Annotated in this window: 29 protein-coding genes and 1 pseudogene; 23 read left to right on the top strand and 7 right to left on the bottom strand. The window is 34.8% G+C overall.

The features are described from left to right. The first annotated feature begins 198 nt into the window (after positions 1 to 198). The 4 genes from B2C77_RS19430 (at position 199) to B2C77_RS19415 (ending at position 3785) form a co-directional block, all read left to right on the top strand. Positions 199 to 1185, top strand: a complete 987-nt coding sequence (locus tag B2C77_RS19430; protein ID WP_077706546.1) for a P-loop NTPase family protein — start codon at positions 199 to 201, stop codon at positions 1183 to 1185. Then, positions 1175 to 1564, top strand: coding sequence for a hypothetical protein (locus B2C77_RS19425; protein WP_077706545.1), 390 nt, complete (start codon positions 1175 to 1177; stop codon positions 1562 to 1564). Before B2C77_RS19430 ends, B2C77_RS19425 begins: the two co-directional genes overlap by 11 nt. 1179 nt (positions 1565 to 2743) lie before the next feature. Further along, positions 2744 to 3112, top strand: coding sequence for a zinc-ribbon domain-containing protein (locus B2C77_RS22650; protein WP_438272971.1), 369 nt, complete (start codon positions 2744 to 2746; stop codon positions 3110 to 3112). 4 nt (positions 3113 to 3116) lie between these two features. After that, on the top strand, positions 3117 to 3785 hold the full coding sequence (locus B2C77_RS19415) for a zinc-ribbon domain-containing protein (RefSeq protein ID WP_077706543.1): 669 nt from the start codon (positions 3117 to 3119) through the stop codon (positions 3783 to 3785). Here B2C77_RS19415 and B2C77_RS19410 read toward each other — a convergent pair. After that, positions 3742 to 4065 (bottom strand): DUF1433 domain-containing protein, encoded by a 324-nt coding sequence (locus B2C77_RS19410; protein ID WP_077706542.1) that lies wholly within the window; start codon positions 4063 to 4065, stop codon positions 3742 to 3744. The two genes, B2C77_RS19415 and B2C77_RS19410, sit on opposite strands and share 44 nt — an antisense overlap. Positions 4066 to 4099: 34 nt before the next feature. Further along, complete coding sequence (locus tag B2C77_RS19405) at positions 4100 to 4378, bottom strand: DUF1433 domain-containing protein (protein WP_176087372.1); 279 nt, start codon at positions 4376 to 4378, stop codon at positions 4100 to 4102. Between the two features lie 192 nt (positions 4379 to 4570). Here B2C77_RS19405 and B2C77_RS19400 point away from each other — a divergent pair, with 192 nt between their 5' ends. From B2C77_RS19400 to B2C77_RS19380, 5 genes are all read left to right on the top strand, one after another. After that, positions 4571 to 5758 (top strand): IS256 family transposase, encoded by a 1188-nt coding sequence (locus B2C77_RS19400; RefSeq protein ID WP_077701816.1) that lies wholly within the window; start codon positions 4571 to 4573, stop codon positions 5756 to 5758. Positions 5759 to 5983: 225 nt separating this feature from the next. After that, positions 5984 to 7381 carry a Tle-like phospholipase domain-containing protein gene (locus B2C77_RS19395; protein WP_077706540.1) on the top strand — a complete coding sequence of 466 codons (1398 nt, stop codon included), beginning with the start codon at positions 5984 to 5986 and terminating at the stop codon, positions 7379 to 7381. 32 nt (positions 7382 to 7413) lie between these two features. After that, a complete protein-coding gene (locus tag B2C77_RS19390; RefSeq protein ID WP_077706539.1) occupies positions 7414 to 7734 on the top strand; it encodes a hypothetical protein in 321 nt (106 codons plus the stop codon). Between the two features lie 404 nt (positions 7735 to 8138). After that, positions 8139 to 8444 (top strand): RNHCP domain-containing protein, encoded by a 306-nt coding sequence (locus tag B2C77_RS19385; protein WP_077706538.1) that lies wholly within the window; start codon positions 8139 to 8141, stop codon positions 8442 to 8444. Between the two features lie 132 nt (positions 8445 to 8576). Continuing rightward, a complete protein-coding gene (locus B2C77_RS19380; protein ID WP_077706537.1) occupies positions 8577 to 9035 on the top strand; it encodes a DUF7878 domain-containing protein in 459 nt (152 codons plus the stop codon). Positions 9036 to 9160: 125 nt separating this feature from the next. Here B2C77_RS19380 and B2C77_RS19375 read toward each other — a convergent pair whose 3' ends face one another. Further along, a complete protein-coding gene (locus tag B2C77_RS19375; RefSeq protein ID WP_077706536.1) occupies positions 9161 to 9532 on the bottom strand; it encodes a DeoR/GlpR family DNA-binding transcription regulator in 372 nt (123 codons plus the stop codon). Between B2C77_RS19375 and B2C77_RS19370 the strand changes: the two genes are divergently transcribed. Continuing rightward, positions 9487 to 10347 (top strand): metallophosphoesterase, encoded by an 861-nt coding sequence (locus B2C77_RS19370; RefSeq protein WP_077706535.1) that lies wholly within the window; start codon positions 9487 to 9489, stop codon positions 10345 to 10347. The genes B2C77_RS19375 and B2C77_RS19370 overlap by 46 nt on opposite strands. Positions 10348 to 10492: 145 nt before the next feature. On the opposite strand, the gene B2C77_RS19365 is transcribed toward B2C77_RS19370, so the two are convergent. After that, positions 10493 to 11722 carry an IS4 family transposase gene (locus tag B2C77_RS19365; protein ID WP_077706534.1) on the bottom strand — a complete coding sequence of 410 codons (1230 nt, stop codon included), beginning with the start codon at positions 11720 to 11722 and terminating at the stop codon, positions 10493 to 10495. Between the two features lie 215 nt (positions 11723 to 11937). On the opposite strand from B2C77_RS19365, the pseudogene B2C77_RS19360 reads away from it, so the two are divergent. The 3 genes and pseudogenes from B2C77_RS19360 to B2C77_RS22590 form a co-directional block, all read left to right on the top strand. Continuing rightward, positions 11938 to 12189: pseudogene (locus B2C77_RS19360) on the top strand (dockerin type I domain-containing protein); the annotation flags it as partial. Positions 12190 to 12456: 267 nt separating this feature from the next. Next, positions 12457 to 12957, top strand: coding sequence for an MFS transporter (locus tag B2C77_RS22595; RefSeq protein WP_367112745.1), 501 nt, complete (start codon positions 12457 to 12459; stop codon positions 12955 to 12957). Continuing rightward, positions 12944 to 13336 (top strand): hypothetical protein, encoded by a 393-nt coding sequence (locus tag B2C77_RS22590; protein WP_367946654.1) that lies wholly within the window; start codon positions 12944 to 12946, stop codon positions 13334 to 13336. The genes B2C77_RS22595 and B2C77_RS22590 overlap by 14 nt, the downstream gene beginning before the upstream one ends. Before the next feature lie 305 nt (positions 13337 to 13641). Here the strand turns inward: B2C77_RS22590 and B2C77_RS19350 are convergent, their stop codons facing one another. Further along, complete coding sequence (locus B2C77_RS19350) at positions 13642 to 14070, bottom strand: helix-turn-helix transcriptional regulator (protein WP_077706532.1); 429 nt, start codon at positions 14068 to 14070, stop codon at positions 13642 to 13644. Further along, positions 14055 to 14471, bottom strand: coding sequence for a hypothetical protein (locus tag B2C77_RS19345; RefSeq protein ID WP_077706531.1), 417 nt, complete (start codon positions 14469 to 14471; stop codon positions 14055 to 14057). Before B2C77_RS19345 ends, B2C77_RS19350 begins: the two co-directional genes overlap by 16 nt. A gap of 52 nt (positions 14472 to 14523) precedes the next feature. Between B2C77_RS19345 and B2C77_RS19340 the strand changes: the two genes are divergently transcribed. The 5 genes from B2C77_RS19340 (at position 14524) to B2C77_RS19320 (ending at position 19281) form a co-directional block, all read left to right on the top strand. After that, positions 14524 to 15072: a short-chain dehydrogenase gene (locus tag B2C77_RS19340; protein ID WP_077706530.1), complete on the top strand. Its 549-nt coding sequence runs from the start codon at positions 14524 to 14526 to the stop codon at positions 15070 to 15072. Positions 15073 to 15455: 383 nt separating this feature from the next. Then, positions 15456 to 15944: a DinB family protein gene (locus B2C77_RS19335; protein ID WP_077706529.1), complete on the top strand. Its 489-nt coding sequence runs from the start codon at positions 15456 to 15458 to the stop codon at positions 15942 to 15944. A 695-nt stretch (positions 15945 to 16639) separates the two neighbouring features. Next, complete coding sequence (locus B2C77_RS19330) at positions 16640 to 17428, top strand: DUF817 domain-containing protein (protein WP_176087406.1); 789 nt, start codon at positions 16640 to 16642, stop codon at positions 17426 to 17428. A gap of 207 nt (positions 17429 to 17635) precedes the next feature. Further along, positions 17636 to 18676 (top strand): DUF1835 domain-containing protein, encoded by a 1041-nt coding sequence (locus B2C77_RS19325; protein ID WP_077706527.1) that lies wholly within the window; start codon positions 17636 to 17638, stop codon positions 18674 to 18676. Between the two features lie 23 nt (positions 18677 to 18699). Further along, a complete protein-coding gene (locus B2C77_RS19320; protein ID WP_077706526.1) occupies positions 18700 to 19281 on the top strand; it encodes a DUF4256 domain-containing protein in 582 nt (193 codons plus the stop codon). A gap of 359 nt (positions 19282 to 19640) precedes the next feature. On the opposite strand, the gene B2C77_RS19315 is transcribed toward B2C77_RS19320, so the two are convergent. Continuing rightward, complete coding sequence (locus B2C77_RS19315; protein ID WP_141130773.1) at positions 19641 to 20132, bottom strand: hypothetical protein; 492 nt, start codon at positions 20130 to 20132, stop codon at positions 19641 to 19643. 61 nt (positions 20133 to 20193) lie between these two features. Here B2C77_RS19315 and B2C77_RS19310 point away from each other — a divergent pair, with 61 nt between their 5' ends. From B2C77_RS19310 to B2C77_RS22585, 5 genes are all read left to right on the top strand, one after another. Continuing rightward, the gene (locus B2C77_RS19310) at positions 20194 to 21087 is read left to right on the top strand and encodes a LysR family transcriptional regulator (protein WP_254844009.1); all 894 of its coding nucleotides are present in this window, start codon (positions 20194 to 20196) and stop codon (positions 21085 to 21087) included. A gap of 208 nt (positions 21088 to 21295) precedes the next feature. Then, positions 21296 to 21676, top strand: a complete 381-nt coding sequence (locus B2C77_RS19305) for a TIR domain-containing protein (protein WP_077706523.1) — start codon at positions 21296 to 21298, stop codon at positions 21674 to 21676. A gap of 224 nt (positions 21677 to 21900) precedes the next feature. Then, entirely contained in the window at positions 21901 to 22758 is an 858-nt protein-coding gene (locus tag B2C77_RS19300; protein ID WP_237342803.1) for an AraC family transcriptional regulator, read from the top strand. Positions 22759 to 22879: 121 nt separating this feature from the next. After that, positions 22880 to 23305 carry a helix-turn-helix transcriptional regulator gene (locus B2C77_RS19295; RefSeq protein ID WP_237342802.1) on the top strand — a complete coding sequence of 142 codons (426 nt, stop codon included), beginning with the start codon at positions 22880 to 22882 and terminating at the stop codon, positions 23303 to 23305. 132 nt (positions 23306 to 23437) lie between these two features. Then, the gene (locus tag B2C77_RS22585; protein WP_367946653.1) at positions 23438 to 23566 is read left to right on the top strand and encodes a putative holin-like toxin; all 129 of its coding nucleotides are present in this window, start codon (positions 23438 to 23440) and stop codon (positions 23564 to 23566) included. Positions 23567 to 23613 lie beyond the last annotated feature (47 nt).

Below are 23613 nucleotides of genomic sequence, written 5' to 3'. Positions count from 1 at the left end.
ATTGGTATTTCTATTTACACAAAATATTTTACACTCTCGGACTTTATAACGCATTTTAAAAAGTATTATAATAATAGTAGCGCCAATAAGAAGGCGGAAAAAATTAAAAAAACTGATTCTAAGTTTAACAATAGTGATACAAATACATTTGAATTAATTTCATTAAATCTTGAAGAAGAGATTGCAAAAATTAGTGATGTGAAAGACATTAACGATTATATTAGAAAAGATGAGCAAGTAGAAAAGCATTTGCTTAATGAGCAATTGAATTATTTAAAAGATGATCTTATAGATTTAGCAGTGGAAGATTATAAGAAAACGTTCATTAGCGAAAACGGTGACTCATTTTTAACAACTATAAAAAATTCAGTGCAAAAAAAGACAGGCAAAGTGTCCAAGCCTAATAACATTGGTTTCGCGGGGTTAGTTTCAAATCGATTAAAAAGGATAGAAGTAAATAGTGACTTAAAAATAAAATTAAAAGAGGTGCAACATAAAAAAACTAACAAACTAGGGTATATACCAAATAAAGGAAACACTTATTTGGTAACAAGTATAGAGGTTTTGCAACCTGGTGAGACCTATAATGAGAGAAAGATATTCGATAGAGATAAAATCAAAAGAAATAGAAGTATTATAGAAAAAATCCATAGTTTTGGTGTAAATAATTTTAAAGGGGTAAATGATTACTTTGATTTTGAAGAGAGAATGGTTTCTCCAGGAGCGTTTTCTAATGAAATTATTAAGAAAAAAAGCGTAGTAAAAATCAACGGTAATGAAGACTATCTTCCATCAGAAGGTGAAAAAGCGATTATCACAATAAGTGGCTTACTAGAAGATGAAAATTATGATTGTTATTTGTTTGATGAGATTGAACGAGGTCTAGGTCAAAAGTATATAACAGATTACATCATTCCTAAACTTAAAGAGCTAAGAGATAAAGGAAAAACCATCATTGTATCAACGCATAATTCTAATATCGCAATAAATACATTACCTAGTCAAACTATATATTGCGATTATAAAATTAATTCAACTAATATTTATTATTGGGGGAATCTATATACGAACAAGCTTATTGGCATAGAAGAAAGAGATGAATTGATTTGGAAAGAGAAAGCTTTAGTCCATTTAGAAGGAAGCGAAGAAATGTTTGGGAAAAGGAGAAATATATATGGAGTCTAGTGAAACTAATATTGAGTTAGAAACAATAGTAATGATTGTTGAAGTTGAGGAGTTTATGGATCAAGAAAATGAGGTAGTAAATCTTATGGTAGAAGATTTAGATAAAATAAAAATAGAATTAAGCAATAGTGATGTTAATGATATCAAATGTTTCTACGATAAAGTTTTTGAGTACATTATTTCTGAAGAAAGGTTGATTGAATTTCAGTTAAGATATGAAAAGAGTAATTTATTCTCCGAAGTTGCTAGTGATATAATCGAACATTTGAATGATGAAATTAAGCAATCAGAGGATAATTTTAAAAAAATAATTAGATTAACAAATGATAAGAAAAGGGTTGAACCAGAGCTTAACAATTCCAAGATTGCTTTAGGGTGAAAAATATTTCAACAAGTTTATAAGGCTTCTTGTTCGACGGGAGTATTTTATAGGTCTACTATAGGGAGCGATTGTGGAGCAACATAAGAGAAAATAACAAATTTTTATAATAACCGAAACATAAACCTGCTGCAAAAGAATCCGTTTTGATCATTTTTTTTTCGAAATGGATTCTTTTTTTTACCGTGAAGTTGGCTTGTGGTATTTTTGGTCAAACCTTGTTACAAATCTAAAATTAAGGACTTGAAATAAAAGTAATTTATAAAAAAGATGCACCGTTTTAAATAAAGCTTGGTTAAGAATGCATTAATCGAACTTGATTTTGATCAATCTTTTTTATAAAACAAAAAATAATGTTGATTGTTTTATCGCTGTTTATGCATAATTTTTGATTGAACTTTTTTATAAACCTACATGATGTATCGCCCTGCTAAAATCCACTTCCCTCTGCTAAAAAGTCGGTACCTACTGCTAAAAAGTTGGTATCCGGAGCGGAAGGAAGAGAGAAGAAAAAGAGCAGGCGAACAATATGTACTCAATCGCTTTTTCTACAAAAAACAATATAAAATTAGGGCTGGGTCCAATACGGATTCAGTCTTTTTGTTTTGTTCAGTATCTCTTCAATTCCTTGTCCAATAGGGATTCAGGTGGTTTTCATATCGCTTTCTATACATTTCGAAAGAACACGGGAAAGAAGAAAGAGAGTGATGAAATAAGAGGCATTTCAGTTCTCTTTTCTCATGTTTTTTTCTTATTTCTGTTCTCGTTCAGGGAAGATCTATTTAACATTATCCGAATATTCGATACAACCCATAGTGGAAAAAAGAAGGCGAAAATGGGGCTTTTGGGGAAGAAATTAATAACATAATGGAGGGAAGAAAAAATCGAGATAAGAGGGTGGAAGCCTTGGGGAATAAGGGGTTGAGGGGGAGTGGCTTTGGATACCGACATTTTAGCAGGGATATATAGTAGGAGAAAGTAATGATGGGAAGTAAGACGAAATAAGACAATAGTGGTATTCTTGAATTAATAAATTGTTATCAAGATACATGGAGAGAAAAATGAAGAACACAAGAGGTTTCATTGCAGAAGAACGACCTGATTTAATTGAAGAATGGCATCCATAAGAAAATAATGAGAACACCTTAGTCAATGTAAGATCTGGTTCAGATAAGATCATTGTTTAGGAGGTGCAAAGAATGTGAGCATGTTTGGGAAACACAAGCAAAAAGTAGGGCAATAAAGAATACTGGATGTCCAAAATGCCATGAAAGATATAATGTTAGCTTTCCAGAACTGGCAATATATTTTTATATTAAACAACCTTTTACTGATGCAGAATTAAATGCTCAAATAGAGGGAATTGGAACGTATAAATCCGTAGATGTTTTCATCCCTTCACTGAACCTTATTATTGAATATGATGGGGGACATACCCATAGGGAAAGAATAGTGATTGATAAGGAAAAGAGTCGATTATTAGTAGAAAAAGGTTATTGTCAATATCCCTATACTTGCTCAAATTCCACCTATTATAGAAAAAAGTAATCTATTGGAAAAGTGTCCAGAAATAGAAACCATATGGGACTATGAGGAAAACTATCCGTTAAGACCCGAACATTTCAGGCAATATTCAAATTTCAAGGCATGGTTTATCTGTGAACAAAAGCAAGTAACTTTAGCTCAAATTGGCAGTAAAGCCCAAGGTTATGGAGGTTTGTCATGGAAAGTAGCAACAGAAGAGTATAACTTGGAATTATTGTTTCCTGAAATCTCAAAAGAATGGAACTATGAGAAGAACGACTCTAACTCTCCCGTTACATATTTACCTTTTTCTAATCAACTTGTGTATTGGGATTGTCAAACGTGTGGATCAACATACGATAAGATGATTAATGAGAGAACTGGTGGCGGTGAGGGATGCCCTTATTGTGCAGGTAAAAGGGTCAATCTTACTAACTGTCTTTCTACTACACATCCGCATCTTGCAAGTGAATGGGACTACAATCAGAATGGAGACCTAACACCTGCCGATGTGACAAAAGGATCTCATGATAAAGTATTTTGGAAATGTAAGAAAAGCCATAGTTATCTTGCTTATGTTTATAGTCGGGTAGAGGGGCGAGGTTTGATTCAAACTAAATGGTTTGATTTTACTATGCTGAATACCGTCCTATTTAATAATCACAAACCTCTTCTTTGCACTCTTCTTTTACTTTAGGAAATCCTTCTTTTTCCCCCATGCTATTTACTTTAAATTCTTTTGGGTCAACACTAGCAGAAAAATCAGCTTTTCCATTGACTGTACCACGAATCATCAAACCACCCATAGGGTCACTCATGTCATCTTTAAACTCCACTGATTTTATATCCTCATAGTTATGACGTAGATAGCTTTCTACTTTTTCCTTAGCTTTGCTAACCGTCTTGTCATCATAATTATTATTGGATGAGTTCACATTACATCCAGTAAGAACTATAGTGGTAACTATAAAAAACATAAGATATTTTCACATGCTGAATACCTCCTTTTTATTATTTACACGATCGTTCTTTACATTCTTCCTTCCTTTCGGGGAACCCTTCACTCAACCCTATACTTCCTACAGTATAATCATTTTCAACCCCTGCTGAAAAGTCAGCAACTCCTTCATTAACATTGCCATCAACGGTCAATCCTCCCATTGGACTTTGGTAGATATTATCGATCTTAACGGATTCGATTCCCTCAAAATTATTTTTTAAATACTGCTTAACGGCTTCTGTAGCTTTTTCTTTTGTTGTATCATCATAGGTTTCGTTATTAGAGTTCACATTGCAACCTCCTAATAGTATAATAAAAACAATTGATAAAAAAAATACTTTTTTGATAAGATAACCTCCTTTGATTATTACTTAGAGAGTATAAAATATTTTGTGTAAATGATTTTTAGAACATAGAAAAAGGAAGACCCTTTTTGTAGAATTAAGTTAGCCGACAAAATTCACAGAAAAGAGGTCTTCCCTATGAACCATGTTACTACAGATTTAATTGAAGCTCTAGTCCAAAAACAGGATATCCAAGAAGTTTTTCGCCAACATCTTGAGTCAGCAGTCAATCAATTACTCAAAAATGAATTGACAGCTTTCTTAGATTATGAACCTTATGATCGAAAAGGTTTTAATTCTGGCAATTCACGTAATGGCACTTACCCTCGTTCAATTAAAACGGAATATGGGGAATTAAATATTGATATTCCACGCGATCGTAACGGTGAATTTAAGCAACAAACTCTGGGCTCTTATAATCGCACGAATGATACTCTTGAAAGTTATATCATTCATATGTATCAAAAAGGCATCACGACAGACGAAATCGTTCAACTTATTGAGCGAATGTACGGCCATCACTATACGAAACAGACCATTTCCAATATCACTCAGCGTGTATCAGAGGATTTAGAAGCGTTCCACAGCCGAAGGCTCAACGAGCGCTATGTTTGTGTCTATTTAGATGCTACGCATATTCCAATTAGACGCGATACTGTCCAAAAAGAAGCTGTCTATATATCGATTGGCATTACCGAAGATGGCACAAAGGAAGTTTTGGATTATACGATTGCCCCAACGGAATCAGCTCACGTTTGGGAAGAGATGCTTTCGTCCCTTCGTGAACGAGGCGTTAAAAACGTTCTGTTGTTTGTCTCTGATGGGCTTAAAGGAATGACCGATTCGATTCATCGTGTTTACTCTAAAGCGAAACATCAGGTTTGCTGCGTACATGTTTCTCGAAATATTTCTAAAAAAGTACGCGTCAGCGATCGTGAAGACATCTCTAATGACTTTAAAAAGGTATATCAAGCTGAAAATCGTACTGAAGCTGAATCTCAACTCGAACAATTTCGGGAGAAATGGCAAAAGCTTTATCCATCTGTCATTAAAAATGTGATGGGGCATGAACAACTCCTAACGTTTTTTGATTTTCCGGCTTCTATTCGAAGAAGTATTTACTCCACGAATTTAATAGAGTCTTTTAATAAGCAAATCAAACGCCATATCAAAGCCAAAGAGCAATTTCCGAATGAGGAATCGCTCAAACGTTATTTAGTCACGCAATTCCATCATTATATTGAAAAACATAGTATGCGATGTCATAGAGGGTTTGAAAAAGCTAAACCAGAACTACTTAAAATGTTTGAAGCTATCGAAACTTAATCTTCTTCAGTTTTGGAAGTTTAGCTGGTTCTCACCAAGCATCAAGCCAAATACGCTTGACCCTTGGTGAGAACCAGCTATGGGGTTAGTAACTGAAGAAGAAAGTCACAGTCCGACCTGCAAGGTCGTTTATAATAAATAACTAGCTTAATTCTTACAAAAGGGCTTAGTGTCATTTACACAAAATTATTGACACTCCCATTACTTATAGCAGGAGTGATAAAATTGACTAATAACATTAATGATAAAATAGCAAGTAGACTTTCGGAAAGAACTTATAAAGATAATCGTTCTGAAATTTATGTAGAGTTAGGAAATGGGAAAATATCTACTTGGAAAAATATCGAAACCATCAAAGATAAAGACACCGGCCTACATGGCTATGTTCTACAGAACCCCGACACAGAGGAAGTTGTTATCAGTTTTCGTGGAACAGAACCTCCAAAGACAACGACAAAACAAGTGGAACAAAAGTATGTTGGTTCACCATCTCAAGATGCCCGTCTAGCCGGAGCTGGGGGAGGGGCGAAACTAAAAGATGGTAATCTGATTTATGAAACGAAAGACACGGACTTTTCCGAATTCGCAAAGGATGTTCAAGAAGATGTAGAAGGAATCGTCCTTGGTGATTCCAATTATAGCAAAAAAGAATATGGAAAAACACCCTATACAGCAAGACCCTCTCAAGATGCAGCTCTCGCTACTGGTAAGGCTAAGTTAAACCCCAACGATCAAACCATCACGTATACCAATAAAAATCAATTTACCGAAGCGGATCATGTTGTAAATAAATATGTGAAAAGATATGGAGCTAATAATATTACCTTTGTTGGTCACTCATTAGGCGGTGGACTTGCTCAATATTATGCTGTGGAATATGATTCGAATGCTATTACCTTCGCTGCGGCGGATGTCTTTGATTTATTATCTGAAGAAAATCAAAAGCGAGCATTAAGTGGTGAGTTTAAGGATAATGTCATTTCTTACACCTACCCGGATGATGCTGTAGGAACATTCTATAAAGATTCGATAGGTTCTGTTTACTATATGGGTAATCCGGCAGAAGGAGGCTGGGGATTAAGTAGCCACGGCATTAAGAATTATATGGACAATAGTATGTATGATGAGAAAGGCTATTTCTTGCCTCGGCTATTATACGATGAAAAAATACAAGATCAATTAACGATGTCTCCCCTAGTTTTGAAAAATAGTGGTGTTTCTGACTTTCATATTCGTATCCAGTCCAGTTTAATGGATGGTTATGTTATTGAGATGAAGGAAAGTGAGGAACAAATTGCAGCCACAAGAAAGGCATTGACACATTTTCTCGATGACTATATAACAACGATGATAGAGTTGAAGCGTAAATACATGAATGCTGTCGGTTTTGGCAAGTATGATAAGTTAAATGCTTCTCATGTAGAGGAAATCTTCCGTCATCTAACAGGTGTTGGTCCAGGAGGATTGCCCATGTTATTGGATATCGGTGAATTTGAAGAATTATTGACCAAACTTCAAAAATCCCAATTGGATACAGGAGACATTGCTTATAATATGGATAAAATGAGCAAGGACTTTACCCATATGGATCAATTACTTGCTCAATGGTTACAACTTAAATAATGCAATTTTTGAAGCAGAGAAGAGGTGGGTTGATGAAAGATAAGGATATTACTGACTGGTGGCAAAATTATTTAGAAACGAATAGGCAAGAAGAGGAGTTAAAGAAACAAATAAGAAATGATTTAGAACCAAATGTGGAATTCTTCAAGCAGTACCTTACCCATTGTTATGCGATTCAACCGCTTTCGGAAAAGCATCGAGGTATCATAAATAAACTAGAACATAACTTTGATGGGAAAGCTAATAAAGCACTTTTACAACGATTCGAAAAGAACCAAGTTAAACTTATGGAAATTAATCTCATGTACAGAGATATCTATGAAAATATAAAGCTGAAATCTTGGTTTTGGTAGTGGGGATGGAGTGTAATATTAACTGTGTATGTAATAATACGTACGGTTTTTGTGGACACAGTTTTTAAATTACTGCAATACCAATGGTGGAATGTTGAGTTTCTATGGATTAAGCAAACGAGCTATTAGTCCTAGTCATTTTAAAAATGGTTGTAAGTCGATAGTGAGGGTTACACATTCTCTAAATAATGCTATAAACCGTTGTATTGACCTTTTGAAAACGGAAAAATCTAAGAGTGATGATCCTTTTGATGCTCTATCATGAATTACATAAAACATTTGCCGGCTTTAAAATATAAAACGGTGAATAGGTCTCTCTTATTCAAAGCCTGGAACTGCTACACGCAGAAAAACAAACGCAACCCTTTTCTCCATAGGTGAAAATTCATCTTGGAGGAAAGCGAATGACTAGAAAACGAGAGAATACCTCTTTTCAATGTGAAAAATGTGGTGCTGAAGTTATACGATTAACAAATGGTAGTTACCCTTACTGTTTATATTCCGAACATTTGGACAATAACCCTGGTGATCGTTTAAGTGAATGTAAAGGGCTAATGAAACCAATAGTCCTAGATTACTCTGCGAAAAAAGGACATCAGATATTACATCAATGTGTGAAATGCAAGAAAACACAAAAGAACAAGGTAGCAACAGATACCGTACAAGAAGATAATATTATTCAACTTATGTATCAGTTACAACTAAAATAAAGCTCAAAAGAGAGAGCGTTCTAATGCTTGTTATTAGAACGCTTGTTTTAAAAGTTGGCTATTTATCGTTGGTTTTCAAAAGCGAAAATGTAAACAATTCAAAAGGCGGTTAAATGAAAGGGGTCTAGATAAATGGAAATTATTATCGATAATAATTTCCATTTTGAATACCATTTTGTAAGTGATAAATGTATTATCTCCAATAAGGATAGAAGTGATGTTCCAGCTGTTTTAGCAGTAGATGCTATGTTTTCAATAAAAATTAATAACACATTATACTTTGAGGCAGAACTTCCGATCCTAGAATTTTATAAGTCTTTGTATAAATGGCAAGAAAGGATAACGAAGGACTATATACCTGAATTCCATTATTATACAATTGAACACGATGAGGAAGAAGGTGCAATACTTTCAGTGCTTCCTTTCTCTAATAAAGCTAGATTGGAATCTATTTGGTCAGAAGCGGACATTGATAATGTATTTGATTTACATTATATTGTTCATGAATTATTAACTCTGGAGAGCCGTTTGAGGGAGGATATGGAGGAGTATTATAATATAAAATTGAAGTATTTTACATATACCATTTAGCGATTATACTGAAACAGATGAATAAATAAAGGTAGAGAGAGGAGTCCTTTACCTTTATTTATTTTGCAAAATTTAATAAGAGTGAGAGTGTAAAATGATTCTTTTAATGCCTAATGGTCCTATCTCTATCTAGTCCCTTCACTTTGAAAAAGAACTCGTATATTATGATTATTATATTTTTCTGCTATATGTGATGGTATAGAGTTATCTGTAACGATGAGATCAATATCTTTTAATGAACAAATATTAATATAAGAAGAAGTTTCAAACTTAGATGAATCTGCCACGACTACTTTATATTTGGTTCGCGAAAGAATGGTTTTGATAACACCGACTTCATGCACTCTAAAATCCGTTAAACCGTGTTCATAGGATAAGGCATTTACTGTTATAAATGCAATATCAATATTAAAGGCAGCTAGGACCTCCTCACACTGTTTCCCGTTATTCCATAGCTGTAATTCCTGACACTCAGAATTTTGTTCAGCGTTTCCCAAATGAGTTTAAGGATTATATGACTTGGTTTAAAGAAAATGCAGACGAATTAAACATGGAATTTGTGATGCATGTAGGAGATTTAGTTAATAACCCAGGAAGTATAAAGGAATGGCAGACAGTGGAAGAAGGTATGTCTTACTTAGATGGCATTGTTCCTTACGTTTTTGTGCCTGGTAATCATGATTACAACAATCAATACAACCGTACTACAACATACTACAATCAATATTTTCCATATGAAGCGTATTCTAAAGCAAACTCGTTTGGTGGAGCATTCATCGAAGGAGAGATGGAGAATACGTACTCTTACTTTGATATAGATGGAGTGGAGTATATGGTGATTAATCTGGAGTACGGTCCGCGAGATGAGGTGCTGGCTTGGGCTAATCAATTAGCAGAAGATAATGCAGAGAAAAAAATTATTGTAAACACCCATTCGTATTTGTATCATAACGGAGAGCATCATAGCCTTGACCATATGGATAACCCAGGGAAATATATTTCTGATGCAAATAACGGTGACCAAGTTTGGGATAAGTTTGTAAGAAAGCATGAAAATATTATCTTAGTAACAGCTGGACATATTGGTAGCGAGGATTTAGTTGTTAGAGAAGACCAGGGTGATCATGGTAACTCTATTAAACAAGTTCTGGTAGATGCTCAGTTTATGCAGCCATTAGACATAGGAATGGTTATGCTGTTGACCTTTAAAGAAGGTAGTAATGATGTGGAAGTGAATTGGTACTCTGTGAAGAAGGATAAGTTATTTCGTGAGGATAACCAATTTACTTTAAATCTCACTAGCGTTGCATAAAAAGTAATGCTTCAAGTCAAGCGTTAATTTTCCATTTGAGACATAGGTAACAGAATTTTCTGATATATGTTATTTGTACACAATGAAAAAAAGACAACAGGCATGAGAGGTAGCCCTTCATCCATTTTTTGAATAGTATATACTTTTAAACGAATGGATCGTATGTTAAATCATCTAAGTGTAACACGTCTCCTGTCTCATATTGTGCTAGGGTCTCTGCAAAAATTCGCTCATTGTCCCACTTTCGTCGTCCACTGGACTCTCGCTCTGGTTCTTTACGTACTTTCAAAATAAAGGTTGCCATGGATTGATCGTAACCATCCTTTATCCAACGCAACATTTCCAGCAAGGTTCCTTTGAAACCTATTTTATTTTTCATTAGGATGATCAGGCAAAAGGTAATCATTGCAAGATAGACTTGATTATAAACGGCATTTTCACTCCTACCATATAATGTTGTAATGACCAAGTGTTGCTTGATCCATTTGAAAAACAACTCTATTTTCCAGCGGTTTCGGTAGATATCGCTGATTTCTTGCGCACTGCGCTTGGCGTCGTTACACACAATCCGAATAGGCTTGCCATTACTATCTGTTGTCTCTATCAATTGTAATGGATGTTTCATGTTTCCGATTGTCACCATGGCATGGCGTGTGATGGGAGAAGATGGATCCACGAGTAACTCTTCCACGACGTGTACCACTGTATTGGCTTTGATACGCGTTGCAAATTTTATTCCTTTTTCCGAATAGGCATCGAACTTCGCAAAGTTGAAGTACCCGCGATCGAATACATGAAGCACATCTAACTGATAAACAATTAATTCATCCAGCTGTGTCTCATCCGCTGGTCGGGCTGGCGTTAGAATCATCTTATCTAGCGAGAGCGTATCATTGCACAACCTAATTGAAGTGTGCATTTTAATCCCGGCTTTTGTTTCTCGAAAATCAGCCCATTCATAGCCACTAAGACACATGGAAATAGTCGATGAATCAATCAAATGCAGCTGAAGCAATGCCTTTCCTGCTTTCACAGGTCCTAGTGTATACTGTACCTTTTGAATGAGATGACGAAGAATAGCTTCTGGTATTTCATGTGGGATTTGTCTATTCTTACGCGAGAGTTGTGACTTACTGATACTGTCTATACCTACTAATCGCTGCACCGTTTTTTTGCGTGAAACAGACTGACTGATTACTGCAAGATTTTCTGATTTTTTAAGTTGTGCGTAAATAAATAAGCGAATATAGGCAATGGTATCTAGCTTTTTCACATACTTGTCTACCCCTTCCATATCAATCATTTTTTGAATAACTTTTGTATCTAATGGATGAATGTATTCCTTGAATACCATTTTTATGGTATGATTGTCCATGAGAGACTCCTTATAATTTGGGATTTGGACAGGACTACCATACCCTAATTATAAGGTTTTTTTATGCGTTTTTGTATTGATAATTCCTATTATTCTTAGTATTGACACAAGTTGTTTTTTCTTGACTACTTTATAAAAAGTTTATGCAACGCTAGTGTTTAAATCTAAATGTTTATGATGATGAACTTCCAAAAGAATTTGTTGGTGATGTAAATGGCGACAACGTGGTTGATATGAAAGATGCTTTCTTTTTAAAGAATCATATTAATAAACCAGGAAAGGGACCGAAAAAAGCAGATATTAACCAAGATGGAAGTATTGATGCAAAGGATATGAAAATAATTGTTGATAATTATTTACGTGTAAATGAAAATGCAGAGAATGCTCCAGTTCCAAGAGAAAAGCAAGGTGGCAGAACGCTTGAGGATATTCTAGATGAGGTAGGTTTAAGTGATTTATTAGATTAATTTTGAAATAAATGGTTAGAAGAGGTTGGGCTTAAACTGTATGCTCTAAAGGCAAACAGTTTAGTATTTAGCAGAAATTATTTACGTACACTCCTGCGGGATTAAAGGCATCGGTGAGACCTCACAGTGCGCCATCACGAGGAGGCTCACCAGCCAGTATATTTCCTTAGCGGGTTAAATAGACGACCCATATTTTTACTTAGTTCGCAATATCATAGAAGAAATCACCTCGAAACGAGATTACACTCTAGAAAGAGGTGATTTGGCATGTATTTAGAAGTGATGAAAAACAATAGCAATGTTATTTTTTACTTATTAGGAGCTGCTGTTTCAAATTTAGGCAATGTTATCTCTGGTTTAGCTTTTATGTTTTTAGCTTATGAGATGACAGCATCAAGTGTTTATACAACAATTGTAGCAATTTCGCAAGTAGCTCCTTACCTTATATTTGGTCTTATAGGGGGAGTAATTGCGGATTGGGTAGATAAGAAAAAGCTGTTAATATGTATTGATCTTATCAGAATACCTGTAATATTATTGCTAGTTTTTATCCATCAGTTAGATCTCCTAAGCTATTGGCATTTGGTTATAGGTAGTTTTCTCATTCATTGCTTAGGGTGCTTTTTTAATCCTGCTCATAGAGCGATTTTACCAATAATTACAAAAGAAGTGGAAAGAACGTCGGTGAACAGTTTGCTTGATACAGTTACCAGAGGGGTTACTGTATTAGGACCTTTTGGTAGTATACTATTTATTGAATACAGTTGAAGTTATACATTTTTTTACATTTGATGCTATAACATATGTTGTAAGCGTTATTCTTATTTATAGAATTCAATTAGCCGATAAACGATTAGTCAATAAAAGCTTAAGCCAAAGAACGATGAGAGATGTTTTTGTCTCCATAAGAGGTTTTTCCATTTGGGTGAGCAAACAAACAACCATTCGAACATTATTTGAAGTGACTGTCATTATGGTGTTTTTCAATACATGGGTTTGGGAAGTCGGTTTGTTATTACAACTTATAGAAACAACTTCGAGTGGAGAAGAATGGTACAGTATACTTTTGGGGTGGTATGGCGCAATTGTTATTGTTGTTAATCTGCTTATCCCATTCTTTTGGAAAGAATTAAGCATGAAAATGTAATTGTTTGGGTCATTGATTTGGGGTATAGGAATTCTTATATTGGGATTTTCCTACACCATGTCCTTCTATTTTATGGGTGTATTAGTCGCAGCCATTGGTTTACCTATATCTAGTCTAGTAAGAGTATATTTGTTACAAACCTATCTTCCAACAGAAAAGCTAGGGAGAGGCTTCAGCTTCAATGCATTTCTTCTCTATTTTTCAAATGCAGTTTCACTTGGCATATTCGGAATGCTTTCCTTATTTTTGTCTACAAGAATTTTATTTATAATTTGTGGGCTCATGATGATTTGCTCTGCAGTCATTTATTTATTCATCCGTTCTCGAAAAACACCAGGAGTTATGCCATATAATCGTTTAAATAATTGATTGTAAACAGTAATAGATGAAAAACCACAGTCCATAGCAATTTGTAAGGTTGTTTTATCTGTTTTTATTAGCATTTCCTGACTTCGAATGATTCGATACAGTTGTAACCAAGAGTATGGGGAAATCCCGATAATTTCTTTGAAAAAATGGGCAAATTGATACTTATTTAAATTAGCTATTTCTGCCATTTGATCTAGATTCCAAGAATAGGGATAACTTTCTTTTAAAGCGCATATTGTAGCATATATTTGCGGACTAATTATTTTGTAAGAATTTACATGTATATCCTGTGTATGTGTACCAACAGCGTTTTTTAGTAAAATTAATGCGAGTTGTGAGAAGCTATGCTCTAAAAATAATTCCACTGCATGCGGGTCATTTTTTCAATAACTATATAATCTAGTACAAATTTGACCCAGTTGGATATTTGTGGGCTTTTCTGTACATTTAGAGCAAATTGAATATCGTTTTGCACCACAAAACCAAGAGATTTTGATACGTGATTAAGGAAAGTAGGATTTAATTCAATTAGAAATTTTTTGCCTTCTACTGCCAATTGTTTATGTTCATCTTGTGGGTTAAATAGAATATATTGATGATGATTAAAGTTTATTTGGTTTCTGTTCGTTTGATAATTTATCATTCCATCTAAAGAGTAAATAAACTTATAGCAGTGGTCAGCTCGCCAGTTGCTTTCTTGGCTAAAGTCTCTTTTTAATAAAAAAGTTCCTTTGTCAATTCCTCGTATTATCTTTGATGGAGCCATGTCATCACCTTCTTTAATAATATAATGAATTGTATCATGAGGAGGAAAATAAATGAAGCATGCATTAATTATTGGTGGGACAGGTATGTTATCAGGGGTATCCCTATGGTTAATAAAGAATGACTATCATGCGTCCATTATTGCAAGGAATCCTGAACGCATGCAGAGACTGTTGGAAGAGACAGAATTAAACAATAACATAACATCTATATTGGTTGATTATAAGGATAATGAGGGATTACAGGAACGCGTGAATTCAACAATAAGCGAAAACGGAGAGTTGGAACTTGTCGTAGCATGGATTCACTCAGATGCTCCTAAGGCGTTGAAAGTAGTAACTGACCAAATTTCTGATAATAGAAAGGAGTGGCAATTATTTCATGTTTTAGGGAGCAACTCAAATTTGAAAGCAATGAAGCGAGAAGTAAAATTACCCGGTAGTTGTGTATACTATCAAATTCGCCTGGGGTTTGTAATAGAAGGGAATCAATCAAGGTGGTTAACAAATAAGGAGATTTCTAATGGCGTTATAAAAGCAATTAAAAATAAAAACAGGATAACAACTATCGGTCAGCTTGAGCCTTGGGAGAAGCGGCCTTAAACAGTGAGGATAAAAAAAGTACCTCAATTTTTGGCAAGTGCATGTTTATACGTGCTTTTCAACCGAACGTATGTTACCATGTTTATGTAGCGTCTAATTTAATGAGAAGGTTGCATGGAGAAACAAGATAGAGGAAACCAAACAAATCTTCTATGCGTAAGATGTCATAGATAACAAAGAAATCAGAATCATCTGATCTTTAGAGGGAGGGTTGTCAGCATTAAGCCTCTTGGAAACAAAGGTTTTCCGTGGGTTGTAGTGAAAATTGTCTACTTCAAGTGAAGCTATGTGGTGAATAGTTAACAAAAATGCATTGTTGATGTCGTAATCTGTCATTATTCCATGACAGAATAAACAAATTAAATGAAAAGGTGATGAGAGGAATGAACGCTGTAGATATTTTAAGAAATGAATTATTGTCTGAACTTGCAATTGGTATAAGATCCATGGAAGGTTTGCTGAAAAAGGTACAAGCGGAGGATTGGGAGTATAAGCCATCTGACAATATGCGAAGTCTTAAAGAGCTCGCTCAACATATTATTTCTATACCAGAAGTTGATCTTCATCTATGGTTGGAGAAGGATCAAGAAACAATCGAAAAATTAGAAGCGAAGTATAATAATATGGAATCTGCTGATGTTATGATTGAAGGAATGAATAAAGGTTTTAAAGATTATAAGGATTATATGCTTTCTTTGTCTGAAGAAGATTTTTTGACAAAAAAAACAAAGCCCTTTTATCTTGAAAAAGCTGAGATTCAAGCACACTGGTTAGTTGAAGAGGTTTCCCACCTGTTCCATCATCGAGGTCAATTCTTTAATTACATGAAACAGCTTGGTTATGATGTAAATATGTTCGACCTTTATGTATAGAGGTTAGCTTAAAATGTTAGCCGATGAAATCATTTACAAAAAGACTATTTTGAAAATAGCTATGATTTAGAATGGTTACTTTGAAAAAGCAAGGAAGATATTTGTGATATCTATGTCGATTTTTAAAAACTTGAAGTCATCCTATGGAAATGAAAATATTTTGCAAGAGGCGTGGTCAGTGATGGCGACGCTTATTTGTTTTATAAGAAAAGACGGTAGCGTTTTTTTGTCATCAAGCATTGACGTCAAGTCAAGTTTCACTAATGCTGATCTCTCTAAAAATTTTGCTTCATAAGCTTATAGAATTGTCCTACTTCACTACTCCTTTACCCTTACGCTTGAAAATGATTATCATGAAGTATGTATCAAAAAAAGAATATTATTTATTGAATTACAATAAATAATATGTTAAAATCAACAACTAACAAATCAATGAGGTGGTTTTTATGAAGAAGGCGACGTTTATAGGATTTATTTCCAATCCTTGTGTTGTGTATTTTCCTAGTACCTGAAATGGGACATGTTGCAGCGGAAATGGATCAAGAATTAGAAGAAAAGTAGGCAAGCAAGGACATTCCTTTGTTTGGAAAAAAATGTGCTTTTAATTTTGACATGAATAGGCTTGTAAAAGGGGAGAGATCATGAATTTCGGCAGTCAAAGAAATTCCCAGAAAAAAACCATATTGGCGCAAAGTATAAGCGGATTGAAACAGCTCGTTCGTTTTGGTTGGGAACAAGCTTTATCTTGTCTATTTCCAGTCGTTATTTTTGCTTCATTGGCGCTTACACAAATGGTAACTTTACCATTTCTACCACGATATGACTGGCTGCTTATTATCTGTCTCCTCATGCAGTGGATCATGGTTCGTTCTGGATTAGAAACACGAGATGAGTTGAAGGTGATTACCGTCTTTCACCTCATTGGGCTTGCCCTTGAGATATTTAAAGTAAACATGGGGTCTTGGACGTATCCAGAAGAAGGGTATTTTAAAGTTTTTGGTGTTCCATTGTATAGTGGATTCATGTATGCAAGTGTAGCAAGTTATCTCTGTCAGGCTTGGAGGAGATTGGACATAAAATTGGTCAATTGGCCCCCGTTTTTAGTAGTTGTCCCTCTTGCAACTGCAATTTATTTAAATTTTTTCACGCATCATTTCTGGATCGATGTTCGTTGGTGGTTAGCAGCACTTGTCATTATTGTTTTTTGGCGAGCTTGGGTTACATATGAAGTCGGCGGAATCAAATATCGTATGCCACTCGTATTTTCTTTTATTCTTATTGGATTTTTTATATGGATTGCTGAAAATATTGTCACATTATTTGGCGCTTGGGAATATCCGAATCAAACGGATGCATGGAGTCTGGTTCATTTAGGTAAGGTAAGCTCATGGGTCTTATTGGTAATTGTTAGCTTTCTTATCGTAGCAACATTAAAGCAAGTGAAAGAAAAAAATCAACAAGGCATCAGTACAGAACATTATTAATTTGCTATACGTTTGCTTTTTGTACTGAGCTGATTCCGTTAATTTTATGGTAAATTAAGTACCAGGGAAAAAATGAAGTTGACTTTTATGGTTTATGTTTAAGCTAGCTTCAAATCTAGGGTATATGTGTATTAAGAGACGAAGAAATGAACAGGAAAAAGAATACAATTGGGTTTTATGGAAAAATATATATAAAGGAGTGATTATTTGATTCATGAAATAAAAAGACTGCTTAAAAATACGACGGAAGAGGAAATGCATGATCTTTTACTATCTATGTTTATGAGCATGGAAGCCCACGAGAAAACAGATCAATATACAAAAAGCCAGTTAGTGAAGGATCTAGAAAGAACCTATCATTCCTTTCTAGAATATAAAGAAAATCAATTGGATATAAAAAGTCATAAAGGTTATCGTGCAGTACATATTGTTTTTGGTGACTCTACGTCTGGCTCTTTAAAACAAGCTTTAAAAGAATTGAATTACCAAGAAGAGGAGAGAATCATTCGTTTTTCGGATATGTTAGAGGTTGGTCCCATCTGGCAATTACATAAAGAGGAGGGGCTTAATTATAGATATGAATGGTTAAAAAATCATATCAATCTTGATGACGAATACATAGATGAATACAACTATATTTTTAACCACACTGTATCTATGATGAAAGCTATTCCAAAAACCACTCCAATAATGATATGGACTGGTGAAAATGCCCATGAACAAACCGCTTTGCGATATGTTCTCTTTCTATTAAAAGATAAAATCAATGACATTTTTATATTAAACGCGAGCAAGAAGTATAAAGATCAATTTAATGTCCCAAATAATGAATGTTTCCCATTACATACGGGAGAAATTTTACCTGAAAAATTAGTAATGATATATGAAGAAAGTAGAAAACAAGCTCCAGTAAGTCAACATCAACTTGAAGAATTTGTAGAAGAATGGCAAGCATTATCTACTATGAAGGAATGCCTAAGGATATGGGAAAAGCGAGAAATAATAAATGTAGAGGAAACGTATTATGATAACTACATTATAAATAAAGCTAAACAGCTACACAAAGAGAGGGGATATAACGACTTCATACATTCTGCACGACTTATTGGGGAAGTAATGGGGCATTTAAATCAATCTATCGGTGATTCCTTTTTTGAGTATAGAGTACGACAATTGATTTTAAAAGGTATTTTTGAAATTAAAGGTGTTCCGAAAGCAATGAGGTATTATAGTGTACGGCTCAAGTAATATACAAGTGGGTGGGAATTAACATGACAAAGAATAGTGAAATCAACGGTAAGAAGGATTTATCATTAGAACAAAAGGAAGAATTACTTAACGTATTGCAAGCTCGTTTTGAGAAAAATAGGAACCGCCATAAAGAGCTTGAATGGGCTAAAGTGCAAGAAAAACTGGAAGCAAATGCTGAAAAAATGAGGTCCCTTCATGAAATGGAACAAACAGGCGGTGAACCAGATGTGGTTGGGTATGATAAAGAGACAGATACGTATACTTTCTATGATTGTGCTGTGGAAAGTCCTAAGGGCCGCAGAAGTGTTTGTTATGATCGTGAAGCGCTGGAGTCCAGAAAAAAACATAAACCAGAAAATAATGCCGTTGATATGGCTACCGCTATGGGCATTGAACTTTTAACAGAAGACCAGTATCGAGCCTTGCAGAAACTTGGCGATTTTGATAGGAAAACGTCGAGTTGGATTGCCACCCCTCCTGACATTAGAAACCTTGGTGGAGCTCTTTTCTGTGATTTTCGTTTCGGGCATGTTTTTGTGTATCATAATGGAGCTTCTTCTTACTATAGTTCTAGAGGCTTTCGTGGATCGTTACAGGTTTAACCATTAAAAATAGTGTATTATCCAAAGGTGATAGATGAAAGGGATTACTTATTTCTAAATAACGAAACGTAGAACACAGTATTTCCATATTGAAGATTAAATAGTATAAACGGTAAATAAGATCAAATTCACTATGTCATATTATTTCATTATACTTACGAAATCGTGCTATAAGCCCAAATATAAATGGTTGTAACCAACCACTGCAAACGTTAATCCTTTAATGAAAATAATGATATCTAATTCCTCAATTTGGTTATATGACTAGTGGTTCTTCCTTTTGAGGTGCTATATACTTAGTAGGGGGAAAGGGAGAACTCCTATTGAATAAAAATTTACTTTACGATATTGTTCTTGAATTAAAACTTTAGTAGCTTGTGAAGGTTTTCCATGCTGTTTATAAAATTTTCTATTTCCTCCCATAGACATGCTCGCTTCGTATGACCCAATAATTCTGCTTTCTTTTTTTCCTGCTTTAGCCAATAATCCTTTTGAGATTGATCTAGAGGCAGTTGATCTATTTGTTTTTTTAGGCGCTTCCAAAGATCTATTGCTTCATTGCATTTTTTATATACATCTTCTAATTCATTTAACTTATTTCTCTTTTTTTCCCATTCGTGAAGAATGCATGTTGTTAACGTTTCACTAGCTCTTTTCGAACTGTCATTCTCTTTTAAACTATTTGACTGCATTTCCAAGTTCTCTAGAGCGATTTCCCACAAAGTACGCTGCTCTTTAGTTAATAGATCATGCTCTTCCTCTGTTATTCTTGCTTTTAATCGATGTACAGGTATCAAATACATGCATTCCTTCCCTAAAATAATTTTTGAAAGAAAATGTTCTTCACTCATATCATAATACTTTTAGCTTTGTATTAAAAATGATTAAATAAGATTAAATCAATCATTTAAAATGATGTCTAAAGGAGCATGCTTAGTGGATGTGAAGGAATTATTTATTTTCAAAACTTTAGCTCATGAAGGCAGTATCACAAGGGTGGCTGAACAATTGAATTATGCTCAGTCTAACATAACGAGGGTAGTCAAAAAATTAGAAGCAGAACTACAAACAGAACTATTCTACAGACATCCTCGAGGAGTTTCATTAACTTCAAAGGGGAAACAACTCTTATCTTATACAGACCAAATTTTGCGTCTAATGGAAGAGACAAAAAAGGCAATTCAAGATTCTGAAAAACCTCGTGGTCCCATTTCCATAGGTGCAAATGAGACAACAGCATCCGTTAGATTACCATCTGTTTTTGCTTCTTATAATAAAAAATATCCTCAGGTAGAATTATCATTAACTATTGGTGCAACAGAAGAGCTTATTAACGATGTACTTGATTTTAAACTAGATGGGGCGTTTGTAGTGGGACCTGTTAAACATCCTCATCTTATCCAAATACCAATCATGGAGGAAGAACTTGTTGTTATAACAGATAGTCAGCCAGAATCATTACATTCTATAACGAATTTGCAGAAACGGACACTTCTAACCCGTCCTCATTGTATTCACAGAAAACGGTTGGAACTGTGGCTTCGTGATGAGGGAATGGTTCCTATGAAAATGATGGAGTTTGGGACATTAGAGGCAATTATTGGTTGTGTAAAAGCTGGTTTAGGAATTGCTGTTATCACCGAATCACTAGTTAGCCAACACCAAACAGATGGCAAGCTACGTATTCATAAACTCCCAGATAGATATGCAACCGTAAAAACAGTGTTTATACGAAGAAAGGATACTTTTATAAATAATGCTTATCGAAAATTTTTAGATAGCTTACAATTCAACGAAGGTAAGTAATTATTGGTGGGAGTGTTGCCGATATTTTTTAAATTTAAAACCAGTTAATTTGTTGATCATAGAAAACTCATCCTTTCTAATATGTTATTATAAAAAGAAAAGTTAGAAATTACAGAAATGATTATCAATGGATAAAAAATAAATCTCCATCTCAAAGGGGTTACATTATTGATACGTATAACAGAGAAGAGAAAAAAGGGGGGGACTAGTGAATTTTTATATTGCTTCAAGTTTTAAAAATATAGAAAGTGTACGTTATATTCGTGGTTTATTCATAAAGGAAGGCCATGTACTAACATATGACTGGACAAAAAATGACAGGGCTTCGACAATTGAAGCTTTAAAATGTATAGGTCAAAAACAAAAAGATGCAGTAATTGCAGCGGATGTTATTATCGTCTTACTTCCTGCAGGAAAAGGAAGTCATATTGAAATGGGAATAGCATTAGGACGTAGGAAAAAAATCTTTCTTTATTCACCAAATAAAGAAGTCAATAATTCTGCTACAACAAGCACATTCTATCATTTACCTGAAGTGAAGAAATGCTTTGGAACGTTGGATGAATTAGTAAGTATGGTGTTGGGATAAACTTATGAACGTTGTTGCAGGCAAGGTTCAGTGGCGGTCAGAGCACTTAATTCCCTCATTCGTCCAGAAACTTTAGGACTACAACAATTAGCGGGGATGAAAGAAAACCCAAAACCCTACTGCTTACCTTAGGTAGACTATCACTCTGTCAATATAAAGCACAGATGAACAGGAAGGAATGAATCCATTTCATTACAATGAATGTCGAGGAGGGAGAATGCTAGGTGAAAGAACTACAAAGGATGTTGGACAGTATAGAATTTATCGAACGTAATTTATCAAGTAATCTTCATATGGATGAGATTGCTTCAGTGGCTTGTATGTCTAAGTTTCATTTTCAGCGAATGTTCCACATGTTAACTGGGTACACCCTGAATGCGTATATCCGTAATCGCCGAATTACTGTGGCTACCCAGGAGCTGATTAATTCGAAAGCAAGAGTAATTGATGTTGCGCTGAAATATGGATATGAGACTCCAGAATCTTTTACAAAAGCTTTTCGACGAATCCATGGTGTCAGTCCAATAAACGCTAGGAAAAATGTCCATCCTTTGAAAGCTTATCCCAAACTCTCTTTTCAAATTCAATTGAAGGGTGATGTAGAAATGGATTACAGAATGGTGAAAAAAGATGCTTTTGAGGTTGTAGGAAAAAGTATTCGTACGACGATTATTGGTGGAGAGAATCATCAAAAGATACCAGCCTTCTGGGACGAGTCAAATGCCAATGGATTTACTAACGAGCTTGCAAAGAGTTGTGGTTCTCTAGGAATCCTTGGAATTTGTATGGACTTTGATAAACAACAAGAAAATGTAACTTATCTAATTTGTACAGAAAAGAACATGGATCAAGTTCCTTCTGATTGGGAGATAAGAAAAATTCCTGCTGCGACTTGGGCTGTTTTTCCTGTCTATGGAGCCATGCCAGAAGCAATGCAAAAAACATGGGAGAGAATCTTTTCTGAATGGTTTCCTTCAACTGGATATGAGCATGCTGGTGGACCAGAAATGGAAGTATATTCAACTGATGATGATCCTTATTCAGAGGATCACTACAGTGAGGTATGGGTACCAATAAAGTAAAGCCAACTGTTTAATGGCTTATTAAATGATTGTTTTGATATGACAAAAATTAAATAGCAAAAAAAGCGAAGAACCTCCTCTTTTTAATTGCTAAAGTGATTAATAAGGGGAGGCGATTTATGTGAAGCGGACGATTGGGTTATACGAAGGAGTCGCTTTATATGTTGTTGCTGTATTAGGTTCAGTGCCGTTCAGATTCTATGATCCTGTTCGCTCCATTGTAGAAGATACGAAAGAAATAATTGAAAATGATTATTGGAAAACCTATTACCTCCAAGACATAGCTTTGGAAGTGGGGGTTAGCAAGTTTCATTTAAATAGGGTTTTTAAGCACCATACTGGCTATACACCACGTACCTACTTAGAAAAAGTTAGAATTAACCATGCAAGACAATTGCTTCAGACTGCAAATTTAAATGGAATAGAAATTGGTTTTCAAGTAGGGTATCAGAGTACATCCAGCTTTTATAAAGCATTTCAACGTTGTAATGGTTGTACACCAAAGCAATTTCAAGTGGAATGTTTAAAAGCAAAGAAGTATAAATAGTAGAAAGGGTGACATATTGCGAATTATTAAAAACATTGGTTGAATAAATTCTCCGTCATACTGTTTCTAGTTTGAGGGAGGCGAGAATTTGGATGAAATGATATAATAGAAGAACAATAGTTTGATAAACTCATGGGCGGGTTGGCATTCATCTCCGATAGAAAGGAGGTGGTGCCAATGACAGTATTCGAAGCACTGATGATTGCATTGAACTTCGGAGTGCTGATTGTAGCTATGCTGTCATTTGACCAAAAAAAATAAGCCCCCCATTGAGTTAACGGCTCCTGTGGGTGCTTATTTTAAACCTA

Source organism: Virgibacillus dokdonensis (genome assembly GCF_900166595.1).
GTDB lineage: Bacteria > Bacillota > Bacilli > Bacillales > Amphibacillaceae > Virgibacillus > Virgibacillus dokdonensis.
The sequence above is the reverse complement of the archived record's forward strand: the minus strand, read 5'-3'. Positions and strand labels throughout refer to the sequence as shown.

Coding starts and splice junctions, on each gene's coding strand:
- B2C77_RS19315 (WP_141130773.1), bottom strand. CDS start 20,132: ATGAGTGAAGAACATTTTCTTTCAAAAATTATTTTAGGGAAGGAATGC.
- B2C77_RS19380 (WP_077706537.1), top strand. CDS start 8,577: ATGGAAATTATTATCGATAATAATTTCCATTTTGAATACCATTTTGTA.
- B2C77_RS19335 (WP_077706529.1), top strand. CDS start 15,456: ATGAACGCTGTAGATATTTTAAGAAATGAATTATTGTCTGAACTTGCA.
- B2C77_RS19310 (WP_254844009.1), top strand. CDS start 20,194: ATGATGTCTAAAGGAGCATGCTTAGTGGATGTGAAGGAATTATTTATT.
- B2C77_RS22595 (WP_367112745.1), top strand. CDS start 12,457: ATGTATTTAGAAGTGATGAAAAACAATAGCAATGTTATTTTTTACTTA.
- B2C77_RS19340 (WP_077706530.1), top strand. CDS start 14,524: ATGAAGCATGCATTAATTATTGGTGGGACAGGTATGTTATCAGGGGTA.
- B2C77_RS19390 (WP_077706539.1), top strand. CDS start 7,414: ATGAAAGATAAGGATATTACTGACTGGTGGCAAAATTATTTAGAAACG.
- B2C77_RS19400 (WP_077701816.1), top strand. CDS start 4,571: ATGAACCATGTTACTACAGATTTAATTGAAGCTCTAGTCCAAAAACAG.
- B2C77_RS22585 (WP_367946653.1), top strand. CDS start 23,438: ATGGGCGGGTTGGCATTCATCTCCGATAGAAAGGAGGTGGTGCCAATG.
- B2C77_RS19425 (WP_077706545.1), top strand. CDS start 1,175: ATGGAGTCTAGTGAAACTAATATTGAGTTAGAAACAATAGTAATGATT.
- B2C77_RS19320 (WP_077706526.1), top strand. CDS start 18,700: ATGACAAAGAATAGTGAAATCAACGGTAAGAAGGATTTATCATTAGAA.
- B2C77_RS19385 (WP_077706538.1), top strand. CDS start 8,139: ATGACTAGAAAACGAGAGAATACCTCTTTTCAATGTGAAAAATGTGGT.
- B2C77_RS19410 (WP_077706542.1), bottom strand. CDS start 4,065: ATGTTTTTTATAGTTACCACTATAGTTCTTACTGGATGTAATGTGAAC.
- B2C77_RS19365 (WP_077706534.1), bottom strand. CDS start 11,722: ATGGACAATCATACCATAAAAATGGTATTCAAGGAATACATTCATCCA.
- B2C77_RS19345 (WP_077706531.1), bottom strand. CDS start 14,471: ATGGCTCCATCAAAGATAATACGAGGAATTGACAAAGGAACTTTTTTA.